The 19,135-nt window shown below is 39.4% G+C and carries 14 protein-coding genes and 1 pseudogene; 13 read left to right on the top strand and 2 right to left on the bottom strand.

All coding sequences use genetic code 11. The features are described from left to right. The 4 genes from AC1DND_RS05310 to AC1DND_RS05295 form a co-directional block, all read left to right on the top strand. A partial coding sequence (locus AC1DND_RS05310; RefSeq protein WP_477579703.1) for an aspartyl protease family protein occupies window positions 1-514 on the top strand: 514 nt, incomplete at its 5' end. Between the two features lie 220 nt (window positions 515-734). Further along, entirely contained in the window at window positions 735-2,252 is a 1,518-nt protein-coding gene (locus tag AC1DND_RS05305) for an alpha-L-fucosidase (RefSeq protein ID WP_477579701.1), read from the top strand. 29 nt (window positions 2,253-2,281) lie between these two features. Beyond that, window positions 2,282-2,620, top strand: coding sequence for an L-rhamnose mutarotase (locus AC1DND_RS05300; protein ID WP_477579699.1), 339 nt, complete (start codon window positions 2,282-2,284; stop codon window positions 2,618-2,620). A gap of 1 nt (window position 2,621) precedes the next feature. After that, on the top strand, window positions 2,622-3,677 hold the full coding sequence (locus AC1DND_RS05295; RefSeq protein ID WP_477579698.1) for an aldo/keto reductase: 1,056 nt from the start codon (window positions 2,622-2,624) through the stop codon (window positions 3,675-3,677). Between the two features lie 185 nt (window positions 3,678-3,862). On the opposite strand, the gene AC1DND_RS05290 is transcribed toward AC1DND_RS05295, so the two are convergent. Next, the gene (locus AC1DND_RS05290) at window positions 3,863-4,477 is read right to left on the bottom strand and encodes a hypothetical protein (RefSeq protein WP_477579696.1); all 615 of its coding nucleotides are present in this window, start codon (window positions 4,475-4,477) and stop codon (window positions 3,863-3,865) included. Window positions 4,478-4,686: 209 nt separating this feature from the next. Here AC1DND_RS05290 and AC1DND_RS05285 point away from each other — a divergent pair, with 209 nt between their 5' ends. The 5 genes from AC1DND_RS05285 to AC1DND_RS05265 all read left to right on the top strand — a co-directional run bounded on the left by AC1DND_RS05285 (window position 4,687) and on the right by AC1DND_RS05265 (window position 10,431). Further along, complete coding sequence (locus AC1DND_RS05285; RefSeq protein ID WP_477579694.1) at window positions 4,687-5,505, top strand: SDR family NAD(P)-dependent oxidoreductase; 819 nt, start codon at window positions 4,687-4,689, stop codon at window positions 5,503-5,505. Window positions 5,506-5,580: 75 nt separating this feature from the next. Beyond that, complete coding sequence (locus AC1DND_RS05280; RefSeq protein WP_477579693.1) at window positions 5,581-6,471, top strand: helix-turn-helix domain-containing protein; 891 nt, start codon at window positions 5,581-5,583, stop codon at window positions 6,469-6,471. Between the two features lie 434 nt (window positions 6,472-6,905). After that, a complete protein-coding gene (locus AC1DND_RS05275) occupies window positions 6,906-7,967 on the top strand; it encodes a sensor histidine kinase (protein ID WP_477579691.1) in 1,062 nt (353 codons plus the stop codon). Then, window positions 7,964-8,656 (top strand): LytR/AlgR family response regulator transcription factor, encoded by a 693-nt coding sequence (locus tag AC1DND_RS05270; RefSeq protein WP_477579689.1) that lies wholly within the window; start codon window positions 7,964-7,966, stop codon window positions 8,654-8,656. The genes AC1DND_RS05275 and AC1DND_RS05270 overlap by 4 nt, the downstream gene beginning before the upstream one ends. A 17-nt stretch (window positions 8,657-8,673) precedes the next feature. Beyond that, window positions 8,674-10,431, top strand: a complete 1,758-nt coding sequence (locus AC1DND_RS05265) for a CocE/NonD family hydrolase (protein ID WP_477579688.1) — start codon at window positions 8,674-8,676, stop codon at window positions 10,429-10,431. Between the two features lie 207 nt (window positions 10,432-10,638). Here AC1DND_RS05265 and AC1DND_RS05260 read toward each other — a convergent pair whose 3' ends face one another. Then, window positions 10,639-11,424 carry a helix-turn-helix domain-containing protein gene (locus AC1DND_RS05260; protein ID WP_477579687.1) on the bottom strand — a complete coding sequence of 262 codons (786 nt, stop codon included), beginning with the start codon at window positions 11,422-11,424 and terminating at the stop codon, window positions 10,639-10,641. 96 nt (window positions 11,425-11,520) lie between these two features. On the opposite strand from AC1DND_RS05260, the gene AC1DND_RS05255 reads away from it, so the two are divergent. From AC1DND_RS05255 to AC1DND_RS05240, 4 genes and pseudogenes are all read left to right on the top strand, one after another. Next, window positions 11,521-12,579: an SDR family oxidoreductase gene (locus AC1DND_RS05255; protein WP_477579685.1), complete on the top strand. Its 1,059-nt coding sequence runs from the start codon at window positions 11,521-11,523 to the stop codon at window positions 12,577-12,579. 302 nt (window positions 12,580-12,881) lie between these two features. Continuing rightward, window positions 12,882-14,201: pseudogene (locus tag AC1DND_RS05250) on the top strand (SulP family inorganic anion transporter); the annotation flags it as partial. A gap of 628 nt (window positions 14,202-14,829) precedes the next feature. Beyond that, complete coding sequence (locus AC1DND_RS05245) at window positions 14,830-17,736, top strand: SusC/RagA family TonB-linked outer membrane protein (RefSeq protein ID WP_477579683.1); 2,907 nt, start codon at window positions 14,830-14,832, stop codon at window positions 17,734-17,736. Between the two features lie 34 nt (window positions 17,737-17,770). Next, window positions 17,771-19,135 (top strand): RagB/SusD family nutrient uptake outer membrane protein (locus AC1DND_RS05240; RefSeq protein ID WP_477579681.1); only part of this gene is annotated, 1,365 nt, incomplete at its 3' end.

Raw genomic sequence — 19,135 nt, 5'->3', positions numbered from 1 at the left:
GGATTATGATCAGAATAAAATGATGGTGCATTCTACCATGCCCAAGCAGATTTTACAGGACAAGGAATACACCAGGTTTAAGATCACCTATATCAAAAACAAACCTTTTATAGAGAGCGAAATTTCGCAAAGCGGGATCAAAAATAAAAGCCTCTTTTTCTTCGATTTAGGTTACCAGCGCACGGCTATGCTCGATAACGATTTGCTGCGGGAAATGAGGTTTCCAACCGAGAAGATGGAAGTGATCAAAAAGGTAATTATGCATGGTACAAAAGGTAATGAAATCCCGGTAACCACAGTAAAACTGCAAAGTTTGAAGATTGGTAATTTTGAATTGAAAAATGTTCCAGCTCAGGTTATGGAGCAAAACAAACCCATGCCAGGGGTTAACGTTCATTATCTGGGAACAGATATTCTGAAAAGATTCAATACGGTTTTTGATTTTCAAAATGATGTGATCTATTTAAAGCCAAACCATCTCTATGATGTTGCTTATGCAGACCAAAAGATTTAATATCTCCATTTTAACCACAGAGATCACGGAGTGAAGGCACAAAGAACACAGCGTTTGGTCGTCCTCGACTGAAGTGCAATCCCGAATTTTCGGGAGAGAGATCTTTTTAAGTGATCCTTTTATCATTTCTTAAATGTCGGATTTTTACAACAAATAGTCTATTTATTTCAAGAATTGAGCGGATGAGTTACTTATTTTTGATAAAACCAAATATAAGGAAATGAAAAAAATAGTATTAGTTGGCCTTATGGCTTGTTCCCTAGGCTTAAACCTCAAGGCACAACAAAAAACAAATAAGGTAGAACAAGGGATTTTTAAACCTACCGATGAATCCTTAAAGCAGTATAAATATCCAGACTGGTTCAGAGATGCCAAGTTTGGAATCTGGTCGCATTGGGGCCCTCAGGCAGTTCCCAGACAGGGTGATTGGTATGCCAAGAATATGTACGTTCAGGGCAGTGCGCAGAATAAGTACCACGTGGCAACTTATGGTACACCATCTAAATTTGGATACAAAGATATTATCGCTTTATGGAAAGCAGAGAAATGGAACCCTGAGCAGTTGATGGCCTTATATAAAAAGGCTGGTGCCAAATATTTTGTAACCATGGGCTCGCATCATGATAATTTCTTTCTATGGAACTCCAAAATCCATAAATGGAATTCGGTAAATATGGGGCCACACAAAGATGTAGTGGGCTTATGGCAAAAAGCAGCTAAAAAAGAAGGGCTCCGTTTTGGCATTTCCGAGCATCTTGCAGCCAGTTTTAACTGGTTTCAGCCAAGTCATGGCGCAGACAAAACGGGGCAGTTTGCAGGGATTGCTTATGATGGGCACGATCCGAAATATTCTGATCTTTATCATTTACCTGCAGATTCGGCCGATATGAAAGAGTGGCTGACCAATAATCCGGGCTGGCATAAACAATGGTTGGAAAATGTTAACGAACTGGTCGATAATTATCACCCCGACCTGCTTTATTCGGATAGTAAACTTCCTTTTGAAGATATAGGGCGTACTATGGTTGCGCACTATTACAATCAGGATATGGCCAAAAATAAAGGCAAGCTTGAGGCAGTATATACACCAAAAGAGCCATCTGAAGGTAAATGGGCACAAGATGTAGAACGCGGGGTATTGGATTCGATCAGCCCATTTCCGTGGCAAACCGATACTTCAATAGGAGATTGGTATTATAGAACCGGGCAGAAATACAAAAGTGCGAATGAAATTGCCCAGCTTTTGATCGACATTGTAAGTAAAAACGGAAATCTTTTGATCAATGTTGTACAGACTCCAGAGGGAGACCTGGAGCCGGATGTTGTTAAAATTGTTACGGAAATTGGCGACTGGACCAAATTGAATGGAGAAGGTATTTATGCGTCGAGACCATGGAAAGTATATGGAGAAGGTCCTTCTACCATTAAATCAAACCAGAAAAAGGGCCACTTTGGTGGCTTAACCGATTCAGGTGAATATCAATCTACGGATATCAGGTATACCACAAAGGAGGGCAATCTTTTTGCTTTCTGTTTGAATGTGCCAAATGAAAGCATTAAGATGACCTTACTTGGGCGCAAATCGAAATACCTGGAGAAGCCCATCACTTCCGTTACGCTGCTGGGCAGTAAAAGTAAATTAAAGTGGGTGCAGGAAGATGAAGCCCTTGTAATTAGCAAACCTGCAGATTATCCGGCCTGGTTGGTAACTGGTTTCAAAATAGAATTCAAAAAATAGGGAGAGATGCTCACATTTTAAAGTGAAAAATGAAAAGATATTGTTTAGCACTGGATCTCGTTGATGATCCAAAACTCATAGCGGAGTATGAAGCTTATCACCTTAACGGTTGGCCTGAAATTAAGCGGAGTATTATCGAATCGGGGGTTTTGGAAATGGAAATCTACCGCATTTCGAACCGTTTGTTCATGATTATGGAAACTGGGGATGATTTCAGTTTTGAAAAAAAAGCAGCTATGGATATTGCTAACCCTAAGGTGAAAGAGTGGGAAGAACTGATGTGGAAATATCAGCAGGCATTACCCTTGGCAAAGCCTGGAGAAAAGTGGCTGCTAATGAAAAATATATTTAGGTTAAACGAATTGTGATATGAAAAAGTCGAACGGGCACATGCACACCGAACAGATTGATCTCCAGCTGCCCGCTGTTGTTTTTGGAACAAGCAGTTTGGGCAATCTCTATCAGGCCGTTGATTACTCTGTAAAGTTGGCTATTGTAGAGGCTTGTGTAAAATCGGCCAAGCCAGTTGCATTCTTTGATACCGCAGGTAAATACGGGGCTGGCCTCGCGCTAGAATCATTAGGGAAATGCCTTGCTGATTTAAATGTTGATGAAGAAAATGTGGTGATCAGCAATAAGCTTGGCTGGTATAGAACAGAGCTTTTGACTCCTGAGCCAACATTTGAACCAGGCATATGGAAAAATATCGGGTATGATGCCGTACAGATGATCAGTTATGAGGGGATAATGAAATGTTTTGAACAGGGTAATCATTTGCTGGGCGATTATCATGCCCAAATGGTTTCTGTACATGATCCGGACGAATACCTGTTGGCAGCTGATAACAAATCTGATTACGAGGAAAGGTATCAGCACATTATCGAAGCCTATAGGGCATTAGGCGAGCTAAAGTCAGCTGGTTTAGTATCTTCTATTGGGGTAGGGGCAAAAGATTGGAAAGTAATCGAGCTGATCACAAAAGATGTAGCGCTGGACTGGGTAATGATTGCCAATAGTTTAACCTTAAAGTCACATCCTAAAGCACTGGTGGCTTTTGTAAAACAGCTAAATCAAAAGAACGTACAGGTAATTAACTCGGCTGTGTTTAACGGAGGGTTTTTAACAGGAGGCGATTTTTTCAATTATCAGCAGGTTGATCGCGATACAGTATCGGGAAAAGCACTACTCGATTGGAGGAATGAATTTTTTAAAGTTTGTGATGAGTTTAGTGTGCTACCGGCTGAAGCCTGTTTTAATTTTTCTTTCCAGTTTCCTGGAGTGAAAAGTATTGCCTTGAATACCACAAGACCTGAGAAAGTTGCCGCCAATGTTGCCCTTGCCGCAAAAAAGCTGCCCTTAGCCTTTTGGACTGAAATGCAGCACCGTGGGTTAATCGAAACCGAATCATTTAATTACAGTATCTAAGTAATATCTTGGTTTTTACTTGAAAGCAAAAGTGGCTTATCATAAATTGTCATCCTGAGCTTGTCGAAGGACCTTTTTTAATSTMTTAAAARGCGTTTCGACAKGCTCTCCGTAGGAGTCCTTTGGACAACGTGACAAACTCGAAGTAAATTACAATTTATGATACAGCCTCTTTGTATTTTTTGTTAATCGATGAATTGTATCTGTTGTACCAGGTAGGCCTTCCCAAATTTCTGCGGATCCTGTACCACTGTTGCCTTAATGGCCTTCCATTTTGGCCGTTGTCCTTTTTGCCAGTTTGCACGGATTTCCTGTACATTTAGCCAGATTTCTTCAAGTTCGTTCTGTACGGTACTGTCTTCATAAGTGAGCTGTAACTTATCTGGAACCATATAATAATTATTTCCTGTTTTGCTTAGTCTTATTACTGGTCCGCCAGGTACATATGAGGTAATCAGCTGAACAGGAAATGACTCAGTTCCTTTGTATTGCTCTTTGCTAATTATCTTTTCGAAAATAAAGTAGTATTCAGGTCCGTCTTGAAGTGGCTCTTTATCACGGTTGAATCTGGCTTTAACGCGATAAGAATAACCAGGTTCCCTTTGGTCAAAACCTACAAGAGAGGCGCCTGCATCTACATTGCCTGGTAACTTTAAAAGCACATCATTATCTGCAGCATAACGAGGGCTTACCAGCAGTTCAACTTCCTGTCCGTTTTTTAAGTTCAGCGGACCATATCTTTCCGATTTTTTACATGAAACAAGTGCAAAGGCTACAAAAAGAAAAAGTAGGTTTTTCATAGGTGAGTGGTTTTTAGATTAATGGTTCCTCATAAAACGTAAAAACATCCATAAGCGCTACAACAGATTGATAATCTTTCGGGTTATTGTTAAATATTCAAACTGATAATTTAGCTAAACCTTAAAATGTGCTAATAGTCCCGTGTTTTGTATAAATTGGTCTTACCGCGCTACAATACCTTTGTTATCAATATTTAACAAAGAAAAAAATGTCGAAAATAATTTTAATTACCGGTGCTTCACGTGGCTTTGGTAAAATCTGGGCAAAGGCCCTTTTAGAGCGTGGCGATAAAGTAGCTGCAACCGCAAGAAATACAGCAGATTTAAATGATTTGATAGAAGCTTATGGCGATGCTGTGTTGCCGCTTCAATTGGATGTAAACGATAGAGACGCCTGTTTTGCCGTAGTTGGAAAAGTTAAGCAGCATTTTGGCCGCATTGATGTATTGATCAATAATGCAGGATTTGGTTTGTTTGGTGCCATAGAAGAAACGACTGAACAACAGGCCCGTGCACAAATGGAAACCAATTTTTTTGGTCTGCTGTGGGTAACACAAGCAATTGTTCCGGTAATGCGCGAACAAAAAGCCGGGCACATTATCCAGGTTTCTAGCTTCCTGGGCTTGGTGACTTTGCCTGTGTTGGGTTTATACAATGCCTCGAAATATGCGGTTAACGGCTTAAGTGAAACCTTGGCTACGGAAGTAAAAGGTTTTGGCATTAATGTAAGTTTAATCGAGCCAAATGGTTTTTCTACCGATTGGTCGGGTGCTTCAGCTTTCCAAACAGCGCCGCTAGAAGTATATGCGCCAGTTAAAAAAGCATTTTTTGATGCTTCGACACCCGATAGTTGGGGCAAACCAGAAGCGACAGTACCCGCTGTATTGGCATTGATCGACAGTCCTAAACCTCCTTTACACTTCTTGTTGGGTAAAGTGGCTCTACCAAATGTTAAACAGGTTTATGCAGAACGTTTGGCTGAATTTGATGAATGGGCTGAGGTAGCGGCCGATGCGCACGGTCATTAATAAATCATTTAAAACCTTTAACTACAAGCTGTATGGGGTAATTGTGTAGCTTGTAGTTAATTACTATTCAAAGGGATGAAACACTATAAAAATTTAGCCGAATTACACAGAGAAAACGCATTTCCGCCACCCGAGAACCCATTGTTTAGCATTTACAAATGCGACCATAGGTGTACCATGGGCGACCGGGAGTTTACGAGCGATTTCTATATGATCGGTTTTAAAAAGATTATTGCAGGACAAATCCTTTATGGACGTACAAAATACGACCACGAGAGCGGTTCGATGATGTTCTTTAAACCCAATCAGGTAATCGAAATGAAAAACCTGGAGATGGAGGAGGATGGTTTTTTGATTTTTATTCATGAAGATTTTTTGAATGGACATATGTTGCATGATACCATTAAAAAATACCACTACTTCGATTACGAAACTAACGAAGCGCTACATCTCTCGCCCAGTGAAGAAAGCACAGTATGGGAGCTGTATCATAAAATTGAAACCGAATACCGAAACAACCAGGATGAATATAGTCGCGAATTGATTTTGGCCAACGTAGATACTTTGCTTAAGTACAGTCAACGTTTTTACAAAAGGCAATTTCTTAACCGTACAGAAATTTCGGGCAAAACAGTAACCCGGTTTAATGAAGAAATAAATAAATACGTTGCCAATGGATTATTGGCTACTAAAGGTTTGCCATCAGTGCATGATATGGCAGCGCGTTTAAACATTTCGGCAGGTTATTTAACAGATGTTTTAAAACAGGAAAGTGGAAAAACGGCTTTAGAACATATCCATATTTACCTGATATCTGAAGCAAAAAACCGTTTGATCGGTGAAAATAGATCGGTTTCGGAGATTGCTTATGCATTGGGATTTGAGAACCTTTCTTATTTCTCGCGTTTATTTAAAAAAGAGGTTGGTATTAGTCCGAATACATTTAAAAAGCAGTTGGTAAATTGATGTTTTCGTACTATTGTTAGTCAGGATTTGCAATCCAGACCCCGAGTGCTACGGATTTGCAATCCGTTTTTAGCTATTTATTTGTTCCGCAGATATAGAGGATTGGCGCAGAATCAATTCCGTTATCCATCTATTACGTTTTCCATCCTCTAACCACCAAGGCACGAAGCTGAGTTTGTTTGTTTTGCATAATAGACTTCGGACCTCTGACTGCAGACTTCGGACTAGCCTCATCTCCATCCTATATTTTCTTCCTATAAACCACTAAGGCACAGCGCGCATAAAGGCATATTTGTTTCTTTGCACGATAGACTCTGGACTTCTGACCCGACTCCTGACTAAAAGAACCACTCATCCCCGAAAATCCTACGCTCCTGTACTTTATCTTTTTTCTTAAAATTAGTTTTCGTTGCTTTGTTTGGAACAGAAAATTTTTGGAAAAGAAACCCTACATATCGCTTTATTGGAAATGTCAGCTAATTGGCTGGTGTGTGGCCGCTTTGTATTGGGCATTTCAAGGTTGGTCTGCAGCTGGTAATTTCAGATTCGATATGGCTGTTGTACAGTTTGTTTCGGATGTGGTCATGTACATTTTGATTACCCATTTGTACCGTAATTTTGCAAATAAAAACCATTGGCATGACCTGGCGCTTCAGAAACTGATCTGGCGGATGCTGATCGTTATTCCGGTAATGGGTATTTTTTATACCATAATTACGGTTAGTAAGTTGTACCTGGTGAGATTACTGTTTCTAAGTCACCCACACCAGTCGTTTGCTGATTTTTTTAGTTTAAATGCAGTAGGTATTTTTGTTGCTGGTATCCGCTTAATGGCCATATGGCTTTTAGCCTATCACCTTTACCACTACGCAAAACGGGAAATGCGGTTATCAGTAGAAAATGCCAGATTGGAGCTTAGCTTTAAACAGTCGCAACTGGATAATCTTTCTGCTCAGTTAAATCCCCATTTTTTGTTCAATGCACTCAATAACATAAAATCTTTGGTATATACCCGGCCCGATGCAGCGGGTAGGGCAATCGATCTGCTAAGCGAACTGTTGCGCAGTGGATTGTATAAAGGCAGCGCCATGCTGATCAGGTTAAATGAAGAAATAGACCTGGTGAAAGATTACCTGGAGTTAGAAGGTTTGAGGATGGAAGAAAGATTACAATACGATTTGGATATCGATATTTCGCTCTCTGCGCTGATGGTGCCACGCTTATGCATTCAAACATTGGTAGAAAATGCGGTAAAACATGGAGTTGCATTAGAAAAGCAGGGTGGGAAGATTGAGGTAATAATTAACGAACAGAATGGATTGGTAAGCATCCGTGTTTTAAACCCTGGCAAGTTGGAACCAAATAAAACGGTGGCAGGCATAGGACTGCAGAACCTGAAAGAACGGCTCGATCTCAGTTACCAGCACCATGCATCTTTCAGCCTGTATGAAATGGAGCAAAAGGTTTGCGCCGAAATTAAAATCCCAATCAGATGAGCAACATTAGAACACTGATTATTGACGATGAACGTGGCGCAAGGCAGGAACTGATAAGGATGTTAAAAAGCTATCCGCAGGTTACGGTATTGGGTGAGGCTGCCAATGCTGATGAAGCCGAGCAACTTATCGGACTTTTAAAGCCCGACCTGATTTTTTTGGATATACAGATGCCTGGCCGTTCGGGTTTCGACCTGTTGGAGAATTTGGTACATGTGCCGCAGGTGATTTTTGTAACCGCTTTCGACAGTTATGCGTTGCAGGCTTTTGAAGTAAGCGCCATGGATTACCTGATGAAGCCCATACGGGAGGAACGCTTTAAAAGTGCAATGGATAAAGCCATAGAAAAGATCGGTGCGAATAATGGAGCCGTTGTTTTTATAAAGGATAGGAGCAAACACCACCTCATTAAATGGAAAGATGTGCATCTGATCGAGTCGGTAGAGAATTACGCCAGGCTCTTTTTCGGGCAAGAACAGGTATTGCTCAAAACCTCATTAAACAAACTCGAAGATAACCCCGATTGTGAAAGATTTTTTAGAGCCGGCAGAAGTATATTATTTAACCTCGACTACATCAGTTCGGTAAAAAAAGATGATGAGGGGATGTTTGTAGAACTTAAAACGGGAAATTTAATCAGAATATCAGAACGGCAGGCTGTTAAATTACGGAGCCTCATTAAAACATAAATTATAATTTTTTGATCATGAAAATAAACTTAGTAAAACTGGGTATGGCTGCGCTATGCCTCGTAATGGGCATTGAAACCTTTGCACAGCAAAAACTAACCTTACCCGATACCACTAATTATATCATCAACGATAGCGTGATGATTAAAACAAAATACGGCATTACTTTATCTGCTGTAGTGGTGAGGAAAAAAGGTATGCGACAGAAATTACCTGCCGCACTCTTTTATTTTATCTATTCCAACACCAATAGAAGTTTGATGGAAGCCAAATACGCTGCCGATCATGGTTATGTAGGCATTGTTGCTGATGCCAGAGGGAAACGGCTCAGTCCCGATAGGCCCGAACCTTATGAGCATGAAGCACAGGATGTGAATGCGGTTATCGATTGGATCATCAATCAATCATGGAGCGATGGCAGGGTTGGCATGTATGGAGGAAGTTATTCTGGTTTTGCACAATGGGCTGCCACCAAGCACCTGCATCCGGCACTTAAAACCATTGTACCTTATGTAGCTGCAATTCCAGGGCTTGGCTTACCCATGGAAAATAATGTTTTTTTAGCAGCCAATTATCAATGGGCATTTTACATCACCAATAACAAATACACGGATGATGCTGTGAATAACGACAATGCCCGTTGGCGCAGGATGCGGAATAACTGGTGGGAAAGTGGGGCTGCTTACAATAAGATCGACAGCATTGACGGCACACCAAATCCATTATTGCAGAAGTGGCTTAGTCACCCCGATTACGATGCCTACTGGCAGTCGATGGTGCCTTATGGTAAAGAATTTAAACACATTAATATTCCAGTACTTAGTATTACCGGCTACTATGATGATGGACAGGTTTCGGCATTGGAATACCTGCGCGAACATTATAAGTATAACCCCTCGGCCGAACATTATTTAATTATAGGCCCTTATGATCATTTTGGATCGCAGATAGGTGGAGTAGCCAAGCTGAGGGACTATGAGGTAGATTCAATAGCACTAATCAATACCCGCGAAATCACTTTCCAATGGCTCGATTATATTCTTAAAGGCGGAAAGAAACCCACACTGATAAAAGATAAGATCAATTATGAGGTCATGGGCGCAAATAAGTGGAAGCATGCTCCTTCATTGGCAAAAATGGAAGATCACCGTATCCGGTTTTATCTGGATAGTATAAACGGAACGATGCTGTTATCGCAGCAAAAGCCAGCTGAACAAGTTTTTATGCATCAACAGGTTGATCTGGCAGACAGAACCACATTCTACAATGATTATTACCCTGATCCGATCATCAAAAAAGAAATCGACAGATCCAATGGACTGTTTTTTATTACGAAGCCATTTAATAAAGCCGTTTCAGTATCAGGTGCGCTAGAGGGACAGCTTAAAGCCATCATCAATAAAAAGGATATGGACGTAGGCCTGGTTCTTTATGAAGTTACGCCCTCAGGCGAATATTTTCAGCTCTCTTATTATTTAGGAAGAGCCAGTTACGCATACGATATGAGTAAAAGAAACTTGCTTAAACCTGGGAAGTTAGAAACCATACCTTTTTATAGATCGAGAGTATTCAGTAAGCAGCTGCAAAAAGGGAGCAGATTGCTTTTAATGCTCAATATTGATAAAAATCCTTTTGCACAGATCAATTATGGAACCGGTAAGGATGTGAGTAAAGAAACCATAAAAGATACAGGCGCTCCACTCAAAATTAAATGGTCTACACAGAGTTTTATTGAGCTTGGTTTTTCGGTAGATGAAAAAAGTTTGTTTAAATAATGTAGCGGGTCTGGATTTGCAATCCAGACCTAAATGCTAAGGGTTTACAATTCGTTTTTAATTATTTATTCCACAGATCTAGAAGATGAACGCAGAACCAATTCCATCACCCATCTTACATTTTCCATCCAATAACCAAGGCACGAAGCACACAAAGGCATGTTTCTTCTGCAGCATAGACTTCAAACTAATCCATCTTACATACTTTCAGACTTTTCGCATCAGTTTACTTACGTGGCTTTCGTCAACAAGGCCAAATTCTTCCGCAATTTGTTTCAATCCAAATCTTCCGCTTTCTATTCGCTGTTGAATTAAATTCTGACGATAATTGTGGATATACTGGCGTAAGGTTATACCTGTATTTCTTTTAAAATAGGGCCCTATATAGTCTTCTGAAAGGTTAAAATGTGCCGCCATTACATTCGCTTTTAAATTTTTAGGCTGGTAAATGTATTTGTGCAGGTAACAGAAGATGGCTTGGATGTCTTTCGAGCGTTGCGCGCTATTTTTGATTTCGGGCATATTGCGCTGCATAATATCAGAAAGCACTAAGATCTGGGTCCAGATTAAAGCTTCATTTTGCAACATGTTTATATTGAGCGATAAGATAAGTGCAATGATGTTTTCAACAATCAACTGATCGTTTGCCGTAAAGTTAAAGCCTGTAAAATGTGTTTCACGGCTTTTGATCAGGTATTCCAGGTATTGCAAGCCCGTTGAGTTAACCTCTTTTTGATGAATGAATATATCGGTAAACTTTATATAAATGAAATGAGTTTTTTCTTCAATTTCGAAACGATGATCATCATCCGGACCAATTAAGAAGAGATTTCCTTTTTCGTAAGCAATGGAGATTTCGTTAATGATATGCTGGCCAGATCCTTTTTTAATGTAAATCAGTTCATAATGGTTGTGCCGATGTAAGGGGTGCTGCCACTTGCTTACTTCAAATTCTGAAATAACAATAGGTTGAAATTGGATGTATCGCTTCATGATAGATTTATACAAAAATATCATACTATTTTACAAAAACATATCTGTGGTTTGTCAGGATCTTTGCGTTATGTGAATCAATTTAAATTAAAAGAGATGAATAACAGTAAAACAGCGTTGGTTGTGGGTGCAAATGGGGTAATTGGCAGTAATTTAATCAGCCACTTAGAAAATCTTGGTGATTGGGATATTATCGGTTTATCGCGTCGGGGTGGGCTGGATAAAGATAAAACGAGGTACATTTCTGTAGACCTGCTGGACCCAGAGGACAGCAAGAAGCAATTGAGCCTCTTAACTAAAGTAACACATGTTTTTTATGCCGCATATCAGGATAAACCTACATGGGCGGAGTTGGTAGTATCTAATTTGGCGATGCTTGTGAATGTGGTTAATGCCATTGAAGGTACTGCAAAAGACTTACAGCACATCAGTTTAATGCAGGGCTATAAAGTATACGGAGCGCATTACGGCCCTTTTAAAACACCGGCAAAAGAAAGCGACGGTGGACATATGCCCCCGGAATTTAATGTAGATCAGCAACAGTTTCTTGAAGCACAGCAAAAGGGAAAAAAATGGAGCTGGTCTGCACTCCGGCCATCTGTGGTTGCGGGTACGGCATTGGGTAATCCAATGAATTTGGTTTCTGTAATTGCAGTTTATGCAYCCATATCGAAAGAACTAGGTCTGCCTTTGCGTTTTCCTGGCAAATTAGGAGCATATGATAAGCTTTTAGACATTACAGATGCTGGATTATTGGCAAAAGCAACGGTATGGGCGGCCACCAACCCGGCATGTGCCAATCAAGCTTTTAATATAACCAATGGTGATTTGGTCCGATGGAACGATCTTTGGCCTAAAATTGCAGCTTATTTTAAAATGGATACTGCCTCTCCACTTCAAATGCCTTTGCAAACCGTAATGGCTGATAAATCGGCTTTGTGGACACAACTGCAGGAAAAACATAACCTAGTCAAACACAGTTATGGAGAAGTATCTTCATGGGCCTTTGGCGACTTTGTTTTTTCTTGGGATTACGATTTCTTCTCAGACGGTACCAAAGCAAGACGATTGGGCTTCCATGAGTATATCGATACTGAAAAAATGTTTTTTGATCTGTTTGACGAACTTAAACGCAAAAAAGTTATCCCGAGTTAGTTTTCTAATCTTTACCGTTGATCTGGATTTGCAATCCGTTTTTTTGTTATTTATTTGTCCCGCAGATGTCGAAAATGAGCGCAAAATTAATTCCATCATCCAACTTACATTTTCTGTCTTTTAGCCAGGTTGATCAGATTTGCAATCCGAACCCAGGTGCTATAGATTTGCAATCCCTTTATAAATATTTATTAGTCCCGCTGATACTAAACTTATTCAGCGCCGATATTTATTATAGCACTAATGTTCCCATAATTTAGATATTTGCAACTGCTAATAATTTAAATGATGAAACCTTACGGGCAGGTGCAACAGTGATTGTGCTCATCGCCTTAATGAAAACCCAGGGTATAGAATTTGTTTTTGCGGCAGTGGCTTTAGCAGGTGTAATCCAGATTATGGTGGGACTGTTTAGACTTGGGAAATTCGTCAGACTGGTTCCGCAGCCCGTAATGTTTGGCTTTGTTAACGGTTTGGCGGTTATTATTTTCATGTCGCAGCTGGAACAGTTCAAAACCCTTGTTAACGGCAGAATAGAATGGTTGAGCGGTACCCCTTTATATATCATGTTGGCTTTGGTATTACTCACCGTTGCAATAGTGATCATTCTCCCTAAAATAACCAAGGCCATTCCATCCTCGCTGGTGGCTATTATTGTGGTTTTTCTTATCGTTTTATGTTTTGGAATTGATACCAAACTGGTTAAACATATTGCTTCAGTAAATGGCGGGTTTCCTCCATTTCATATTCCAAAAGTGCCGTTGAATCTGGATATGCTGAAGATCATTTTTCCTTATTCGCTCATTATGGCAGGTGTGGGCTTAACGGAGGGCCTGCTTACTTTGAACCTGGTTGATGAAATTACAGAAACCAAAGGCGATAGGAACAGAGAGAGTATTGCTCAAGGAATTGCCAATATTGCAAACGGCTTTTTTACTGGCATGGGCGGCTGCCCAATGATTGCCCAAACACTGGTTAATCTTTCGGCAGGTGCGAGGGCAAGGTTATCGGGCATTATTGCTGCCTTAACTATATTGGTTATTATTTTGGTAGGCGCTCCGGTAATAGATCGCGTACCCATGGCGGCTTTGGTTGGTGTAATGATGATGGTAGCCATTGGCACCTTTGAATGGATGAGCTTTAAAGTGATTAATAAAATGCCTTCGCAGGATATTATCATTGGGATTCTGGTGGCTGTAATTACAGTTTGGCTGCATAACCTGGCACTTGCGGTATTAATAGGTGTAATTATTTCGGCACTTGTTTTCGCCTGGGAAAGTTCTAAACGGATACGTGCCAGTAAACATATCGATGCCAGTGGTGTAAAAACCTACGAAATATTTGGCCCCTTGTTTTTTGGATCTATTGCCAATTTTAATGAGCTGTTTGATGTAGCTCATGATCCTCAGCATATCGTAATTGATTTTAAGCATAGCCGTGTTTTTGATATGTCGGGTATTGATGCACTGAATAAACTAACCGAACGTTACCATTCGGCTGATAAAAAACTCCAATTAAAGCACCTGAGCGACGATTGTAAGCGCTTGCTGAAAAATGCCGATCAGATTATAGCAGTAAACATTATAGAAGATCCTACTTATCGGGTGGCCACCGAAAAATAATTGATTTTAACCTTTCTGTTTTATGATATAAATACCACTATATCCAAGCTAATGCTATAATATATAATATGGTAAAGGACTATCCTCACGCCTAAACAATCATTGTCGGTTTAATCTTTACTTCTTGATCTGTATTTTATGTTTTTACTAAAACGTTTAAGTGCTTTAAGAAAATAGCAACATAAAATTGTTCGATTTATTGTTATTGCTGACTAAAAATATCCTTATAGACTGTTTTATAGGATGTTAATTTTTTAAGATATTCTGATAATATTTATTTTTTTACCTGTCTGACTGACAATTATTTTAATAGAATTAAATATTATTGTGGTATTTTATAAAAATTTCATAAAAATGACAATTTGTTATTAAAACGTTTTAGTATAGTATATATTTGATTTAACCAAATACTAAATTTTATGAGAACCCTTAACGTCTCTTTAACCTAGGACATACTATGCCGTTTCCGAAAAAATAAGTTTTAGAAATCATTTTTTTACCAATTAAAGATCCATTAACTATGCGATACTTATGGGCGTGCCTTGTTTTTTTTGCCGCGTTTACATTAAACGTTTTACCGACTTTTGCAACGGGTGAAAAACTTCATAAAGGCCTAACAATTAATTGCTTGATTCTTCAGGATACGACAAAAATCAAGATCGTAACACCGAAAGATTCATTACGAAAAGACAGTTTAGATCAGATCAAGCAGAAAACACTTTACGATAAGTTATCTGGCGGTGTAAAAAAAGACACCAGAGATCTATCACTATTCCCTGCCGTTTCATTACAACAAAACTTAAAGGGCAATTTTGCTGGTCTGTATATTCAGGAGCCATCTGGTGAGCCTGGGTCTATTCAGAACATGTTTATTAGAGGGGCTGCAATGCCACTATTATCTAAAAAGGATTTGTACGATGCTCAGCCTCTGGTGGTTCTCGACGGAATCCCTTTGGTACGGGAGCATCCTTTTGCTTTTGATATACAGCAATTCGATTTTAATAGAATCGGTCCTGCAACTAATTTATTGGCCGGTATCGATCTGAATAATATTACATCGGTAGAGGTACTTAAAGATTTAGGTTCTACTTCTGTTTATGGGCCAAGAGGTGTTAATGGAGTAATTGTTTTAACCTCAAAAACAGCAGTTGGTAAATACCGCGCTATATCTTTCAATTCGTATATAGGCATGGTGCAAAAACCATTTGTAAATACCATCAATGGTAAATACGAAAATGATTTCAGACAGCGGTTTTATGATGTATATACCACAAATGGCAGGTATTCTGATGATGAAGAGTATCCGGTATATTTAAGCGATTCGCTAAATAATGTGTATAGTGGAAAATCAGACTGGACAGATTTATACTACAAAAATGCGCTGGTATATGGCATTAATTTCTCACTTGCCGGTGGTACTGACAGGGCGAATTTTAGGTTTGCATTAGGTAATACCAAAAGTGAAGGCGTAGCAGATCAAACGGGTATCGACCGTTATAGCGCCACTTTCAATATCAATATGAAGCCAACCAAATGGTTGTTGTTCTCGACTATGATTAATGCGAACCGTTTAAACCGCGACAGAAATAAAACCTTGCGCGACCGATTTGCACAACTTAATTATTTTCCTGATTTAAGCGCGCCTCTACCTCCAAATAAAGATTTCTATGGTTCATACCTGCAAGAATATAAGAAAGGTTTTGATGATAACAAAACAAACTCTATTCAGGGCTATGCCAAATTAGAAGGAACTTTTGGCAAATTTAAAGTGGTATCATCTTTTAATGCCGATTACAGTGAGGGGTATAGAGATGTTTTCTATGCCAGAACGCTTTTGCAGGGAAACAGTTATGCATCCAATTATTATGGCTTTAGCCAAAGATTAATGGTGGATAACAAAGTGACTTACGATTTGAATCTGAATAAGGTTCATGATTTTCATTTTGCGTTAGGACAAACAATGCAATGGGATATCTATAAATATAGTAATGCTTATGCCTATAAAGGTGTTAACGATTATATTAAAATTAACTTATTGGATTCTAAACCAATAAACGATAACGGAAGTGTTAACGGTGGTTATTTAACGCCAGTTGCCTTTCCAAGAGAGTTGACTTATCGGTTTTTAGATAAAACAGAAGATAACTTATTGTCTTTCTATGGAAAAGCCGATTACTCATTTAGCAATAAATACTTCATATCGGCAATATTACGTTTAGATGGCTCTTCAAATGCACAACCAACAAGCCGTTGGTTTTATTCGCCAACTATTTCTGCAGCTTGGAATATCAAAAACGAATTTTTGAAAGATAACAGCTTGGTTGATGATTTAGTATTGCGTGCAAGTGTTGGTAGAATGGGGCGCACTTTTAGTTACGATAATTATACACAGGGGCCACAATATACAGCCTCAGTTGGCTATACCGGTAACTTAACGGTGCCTGGATATAATGCATTCGGTGTTTTAACACGTCCTTATCAATTTGGTTGGGTAGGTTATGGTGTACCTTGGTCGTACTCAGATCAACTTAATGTTGCTGCCGATGTGGCGATGTTGAAAAACCGTCTTCACGTTTCTGTTGAACTTTATAGCAAAACCGATAAAAACCAATTAATTGGTATCCCTGCTTATGCTGAATATGGTTATAAACAATCTATCGAAAGCGGAATGTCTGTTAACAACATGGGAATCGATTTTACAGTGAATGCTCAGATAATCGCAAAAAGTAAATTCTCATGGAATTCGGCCTTAAACTTTAATCACAACGCTAACGAATTGAAAGCATTGCCAAGAGGATTAGATCAGTTGGTAGTAGGTAACAGATTTTTAAAAGTTGGCGAGCCGGTGGATCAATATTGGTTATTGGAGAATAATGGCATTTATACTTCAGATGCTGATGTGCCAGTGGCTAATGGACAAAAATTAAAATATAAGGGAATTGTTTTAAAGGCCGGTGATCCACGTTGGAAAGACCAAAACGGTGATAATACTATTGATGATAACGATAAAGTATTAAAAGGCCATTCATTACCGACCCTTGCAGGTGGTTTCGATAACAATTTTAGATATGGCAATTGGAGCCTGGCTACGAGTTTCTACTTTAATTTAGGAAGAAAGCTAATCAACCAGGAGATGGCTAACCATTTTGATTTTGTTAACCGCGAAGGCAATACAGATATCAATTCTGTTAAAGAAATTACCTTCTGGGAGAAACGTGGCGATTATTCGAAATATCCTCTTTACAATCCTTGGAGTACGGTAATCCCATACCGTGCAGATCAGGATCTTTTTTTAGAGAATGCTTCATTCTTAAAATTAAGACAGGTTTCATTAGGTTACGAACTGGGTAATCTGCTCAATAAGAAGAACATTAAAATTAACAAATTCTTCGTATACGGTGCAGTGAGTAATATTTTCACCATCACGCCTTACACCGGTCAAGATCCTGAACTGGTTAGCTACGACGGCGTTGATACGGGTTATGGCCAACCCATTCCGAGAACATATACCCTAGGTGTTAAAATGGAGCTATAAGATGAAAACAAGAACTAACAAAACATCAAGTAAGATGAAAAATATATTATACATACTTCTGGTTTCTATAATTGCCTTTTCGAGTTGTAATAAGGCTTTAGAAACCGATTCTACCAGGGTTGTAGGCGAAAAAAATGCCTGGAATACAGTAGAGGATGCCCGATCGGGAATTTTGGGGGTTTATGCTTTAACACGGGCTGCTTTATCAGATAACAACAGTCACTGGATTTATGGTGATGTGAGAACGGGAGAATTTTTAAGTCCAAAAAGACAGGATTTAAAGGCTGTAATTGGCAACAATTTAAATGCGGCATATCCCGTAATGGAGGCCTTATCTGATTGGACCAGGTTTTACGCCATTGTAAACGGCGCCAATGTTTTCTTGGAAAATATTGGGCATGTAAAAGAAACAGATAAACGATACACAAGCAATAACATGACCGTGGATATTGCGCAAGCCAGGTTTTTAAGGGCTTTTGCCTATTTCTACATGGTGAGAATCTGGGGCGATGTACCATTTATTACCTCTTCAGACGAAGGTAAATTTACCAATAAACCCCGCGAAAGCCAGGCTAGGATTTTAGCATGGGCCGAACAGGAAATTTTAAAAGCAGCAGCTGATCTGCCATTTATTTACAGTGGTGGTGATGTGCAGCAGCCAACTGATTATTACAATGAAAGTTCGGGAAGATGGGGTGGTGCTTTGGCAACAAAAGTTACGGCATATGCTGTTTTAGCTCATTTGGCAGCTTGGAATGGCGATTATACCAACGTTTCTAAATATGCCAAATTTGTTGAAGATAATTATGGCAGAAGTTCAGGTGGTTTTACAGGAAGTGCTGATTTGTCAAATTCCAATGGATTTTTCTACAATAAGAACACCAGGCAGATGTTCGGTTTTAACTCCGATTATGGCCATGTGGATGGTTCATCTACCGGGCATATTGAAGAGTTAACTTTAGCGGAACCGGTTATGACTAAGTCAGTTCCAGACATTTATCTTCCGAAAGATTCAATTCTTAAATATTTCAATATTGCAAAAGATCAAAGGTTTGCGGTTGATACTTTAGGACAGGCAAAATATGATGGAAGATATTTTACCAACCTAAACGGTAAGTATCCCATTTTCAGCAAAATCAAAGTGATCCAGGGCGGTGGTACCGATCCAAACTTCAGGTATTTTACCAGTGCTTTGGTTTTTACCCGCTTAGAAGATATCGTGTTATTAAGAGCAGAAGCGCTTTCAGTTTTGGGCGACCAACAGGGGGCTGTAAGTGAACTACTTTCTGTGATGGTGAGAAGATATGATGAAGGATTTTCTATAAATATAAACGACGTAATTAAATTAATCTTCGAAGAGCGCCACCGCGAATTGTTGGGTGAAGGCTCAAGGTGGTAT

It is taken from the genome of Pedobacter sp. 01N416 (genome assembly GCF_056399685.1).
Note: the sequence above shows the minus strand (reverse complement) of the source record. Positions and strands in the feature narration are given on the sequence as shown.

What these genes read in the sequence shown, in the direction of transcription:
- AC1DND_RS05305 (WP_477579701.1), top strand. Translation starts at nt 735, where the DNA reads ATGAAAAAAATAGTATTAGTTGGCCTTATGGCTTGTTCCCTAGGCTTA.
- AC1DND_RS05300 (WP_477579699.1), top strand. Translation starts at nt 2,282, where the DNA reads ATGAAAAGATATTGTTTAGCACTGGATCTCGTTGATGATCCAAAACTC.
- AC1DND_RS05295 (WP_477579698.1), top strand. Translation starts at nt 2,622, where the DNA reads ATGAAAAAGTCGAACGGGCACATGCACACCGAACAGATTGATCTCCAG.
- AC1DND_RS05290 (WP_477579696.1), bottom strand. Translation starts at nt 4,477, where the DNA reads ATGAAAAACCTACTTTTTCTTTTTGTAGCCTTTGCACTTGTTTCATGT.
- AC1DND_RS05285 (WP_477579694.1), top strand. Translation starts at nt 4,687, where the DNA reads ATGTCGAAAATAATTTTAATTACCGGTGCTTCACGTGGCTTTGGTAAA.
- AC1DND_RS05280 (WP_477579693.1), top strand. Translation starts at nt 5,581, where the DNA reads ATGAAACACTATAAAAATTTAGCCGAATTACACAGAGAAAACGCATTT.
- AC1DND_RS05270 (WP_477579689.1), top strand. Translation starts at nt 7,964, where the DNA reads ATGAGCAACATTAGAACACTGATTATTGACGATGAACGTGGCGCAAGG.
- AC1DND_RS05265 (WP_477579688.1), top strand. Translation starts at nt 8,674, where the DNA reads ATGAAAATAAACTTAGTAAAACTGGGTATGGCTGCGCTATGCCTCGTA.
- AC1DND_RS05260 (WP_477579687.1), bottom strand. Translation starts at nt 11,424, where the DNA reads ATGAAGCGATACATCCAATTTCAACCTATTGTTATTTCAGAATTTGAA.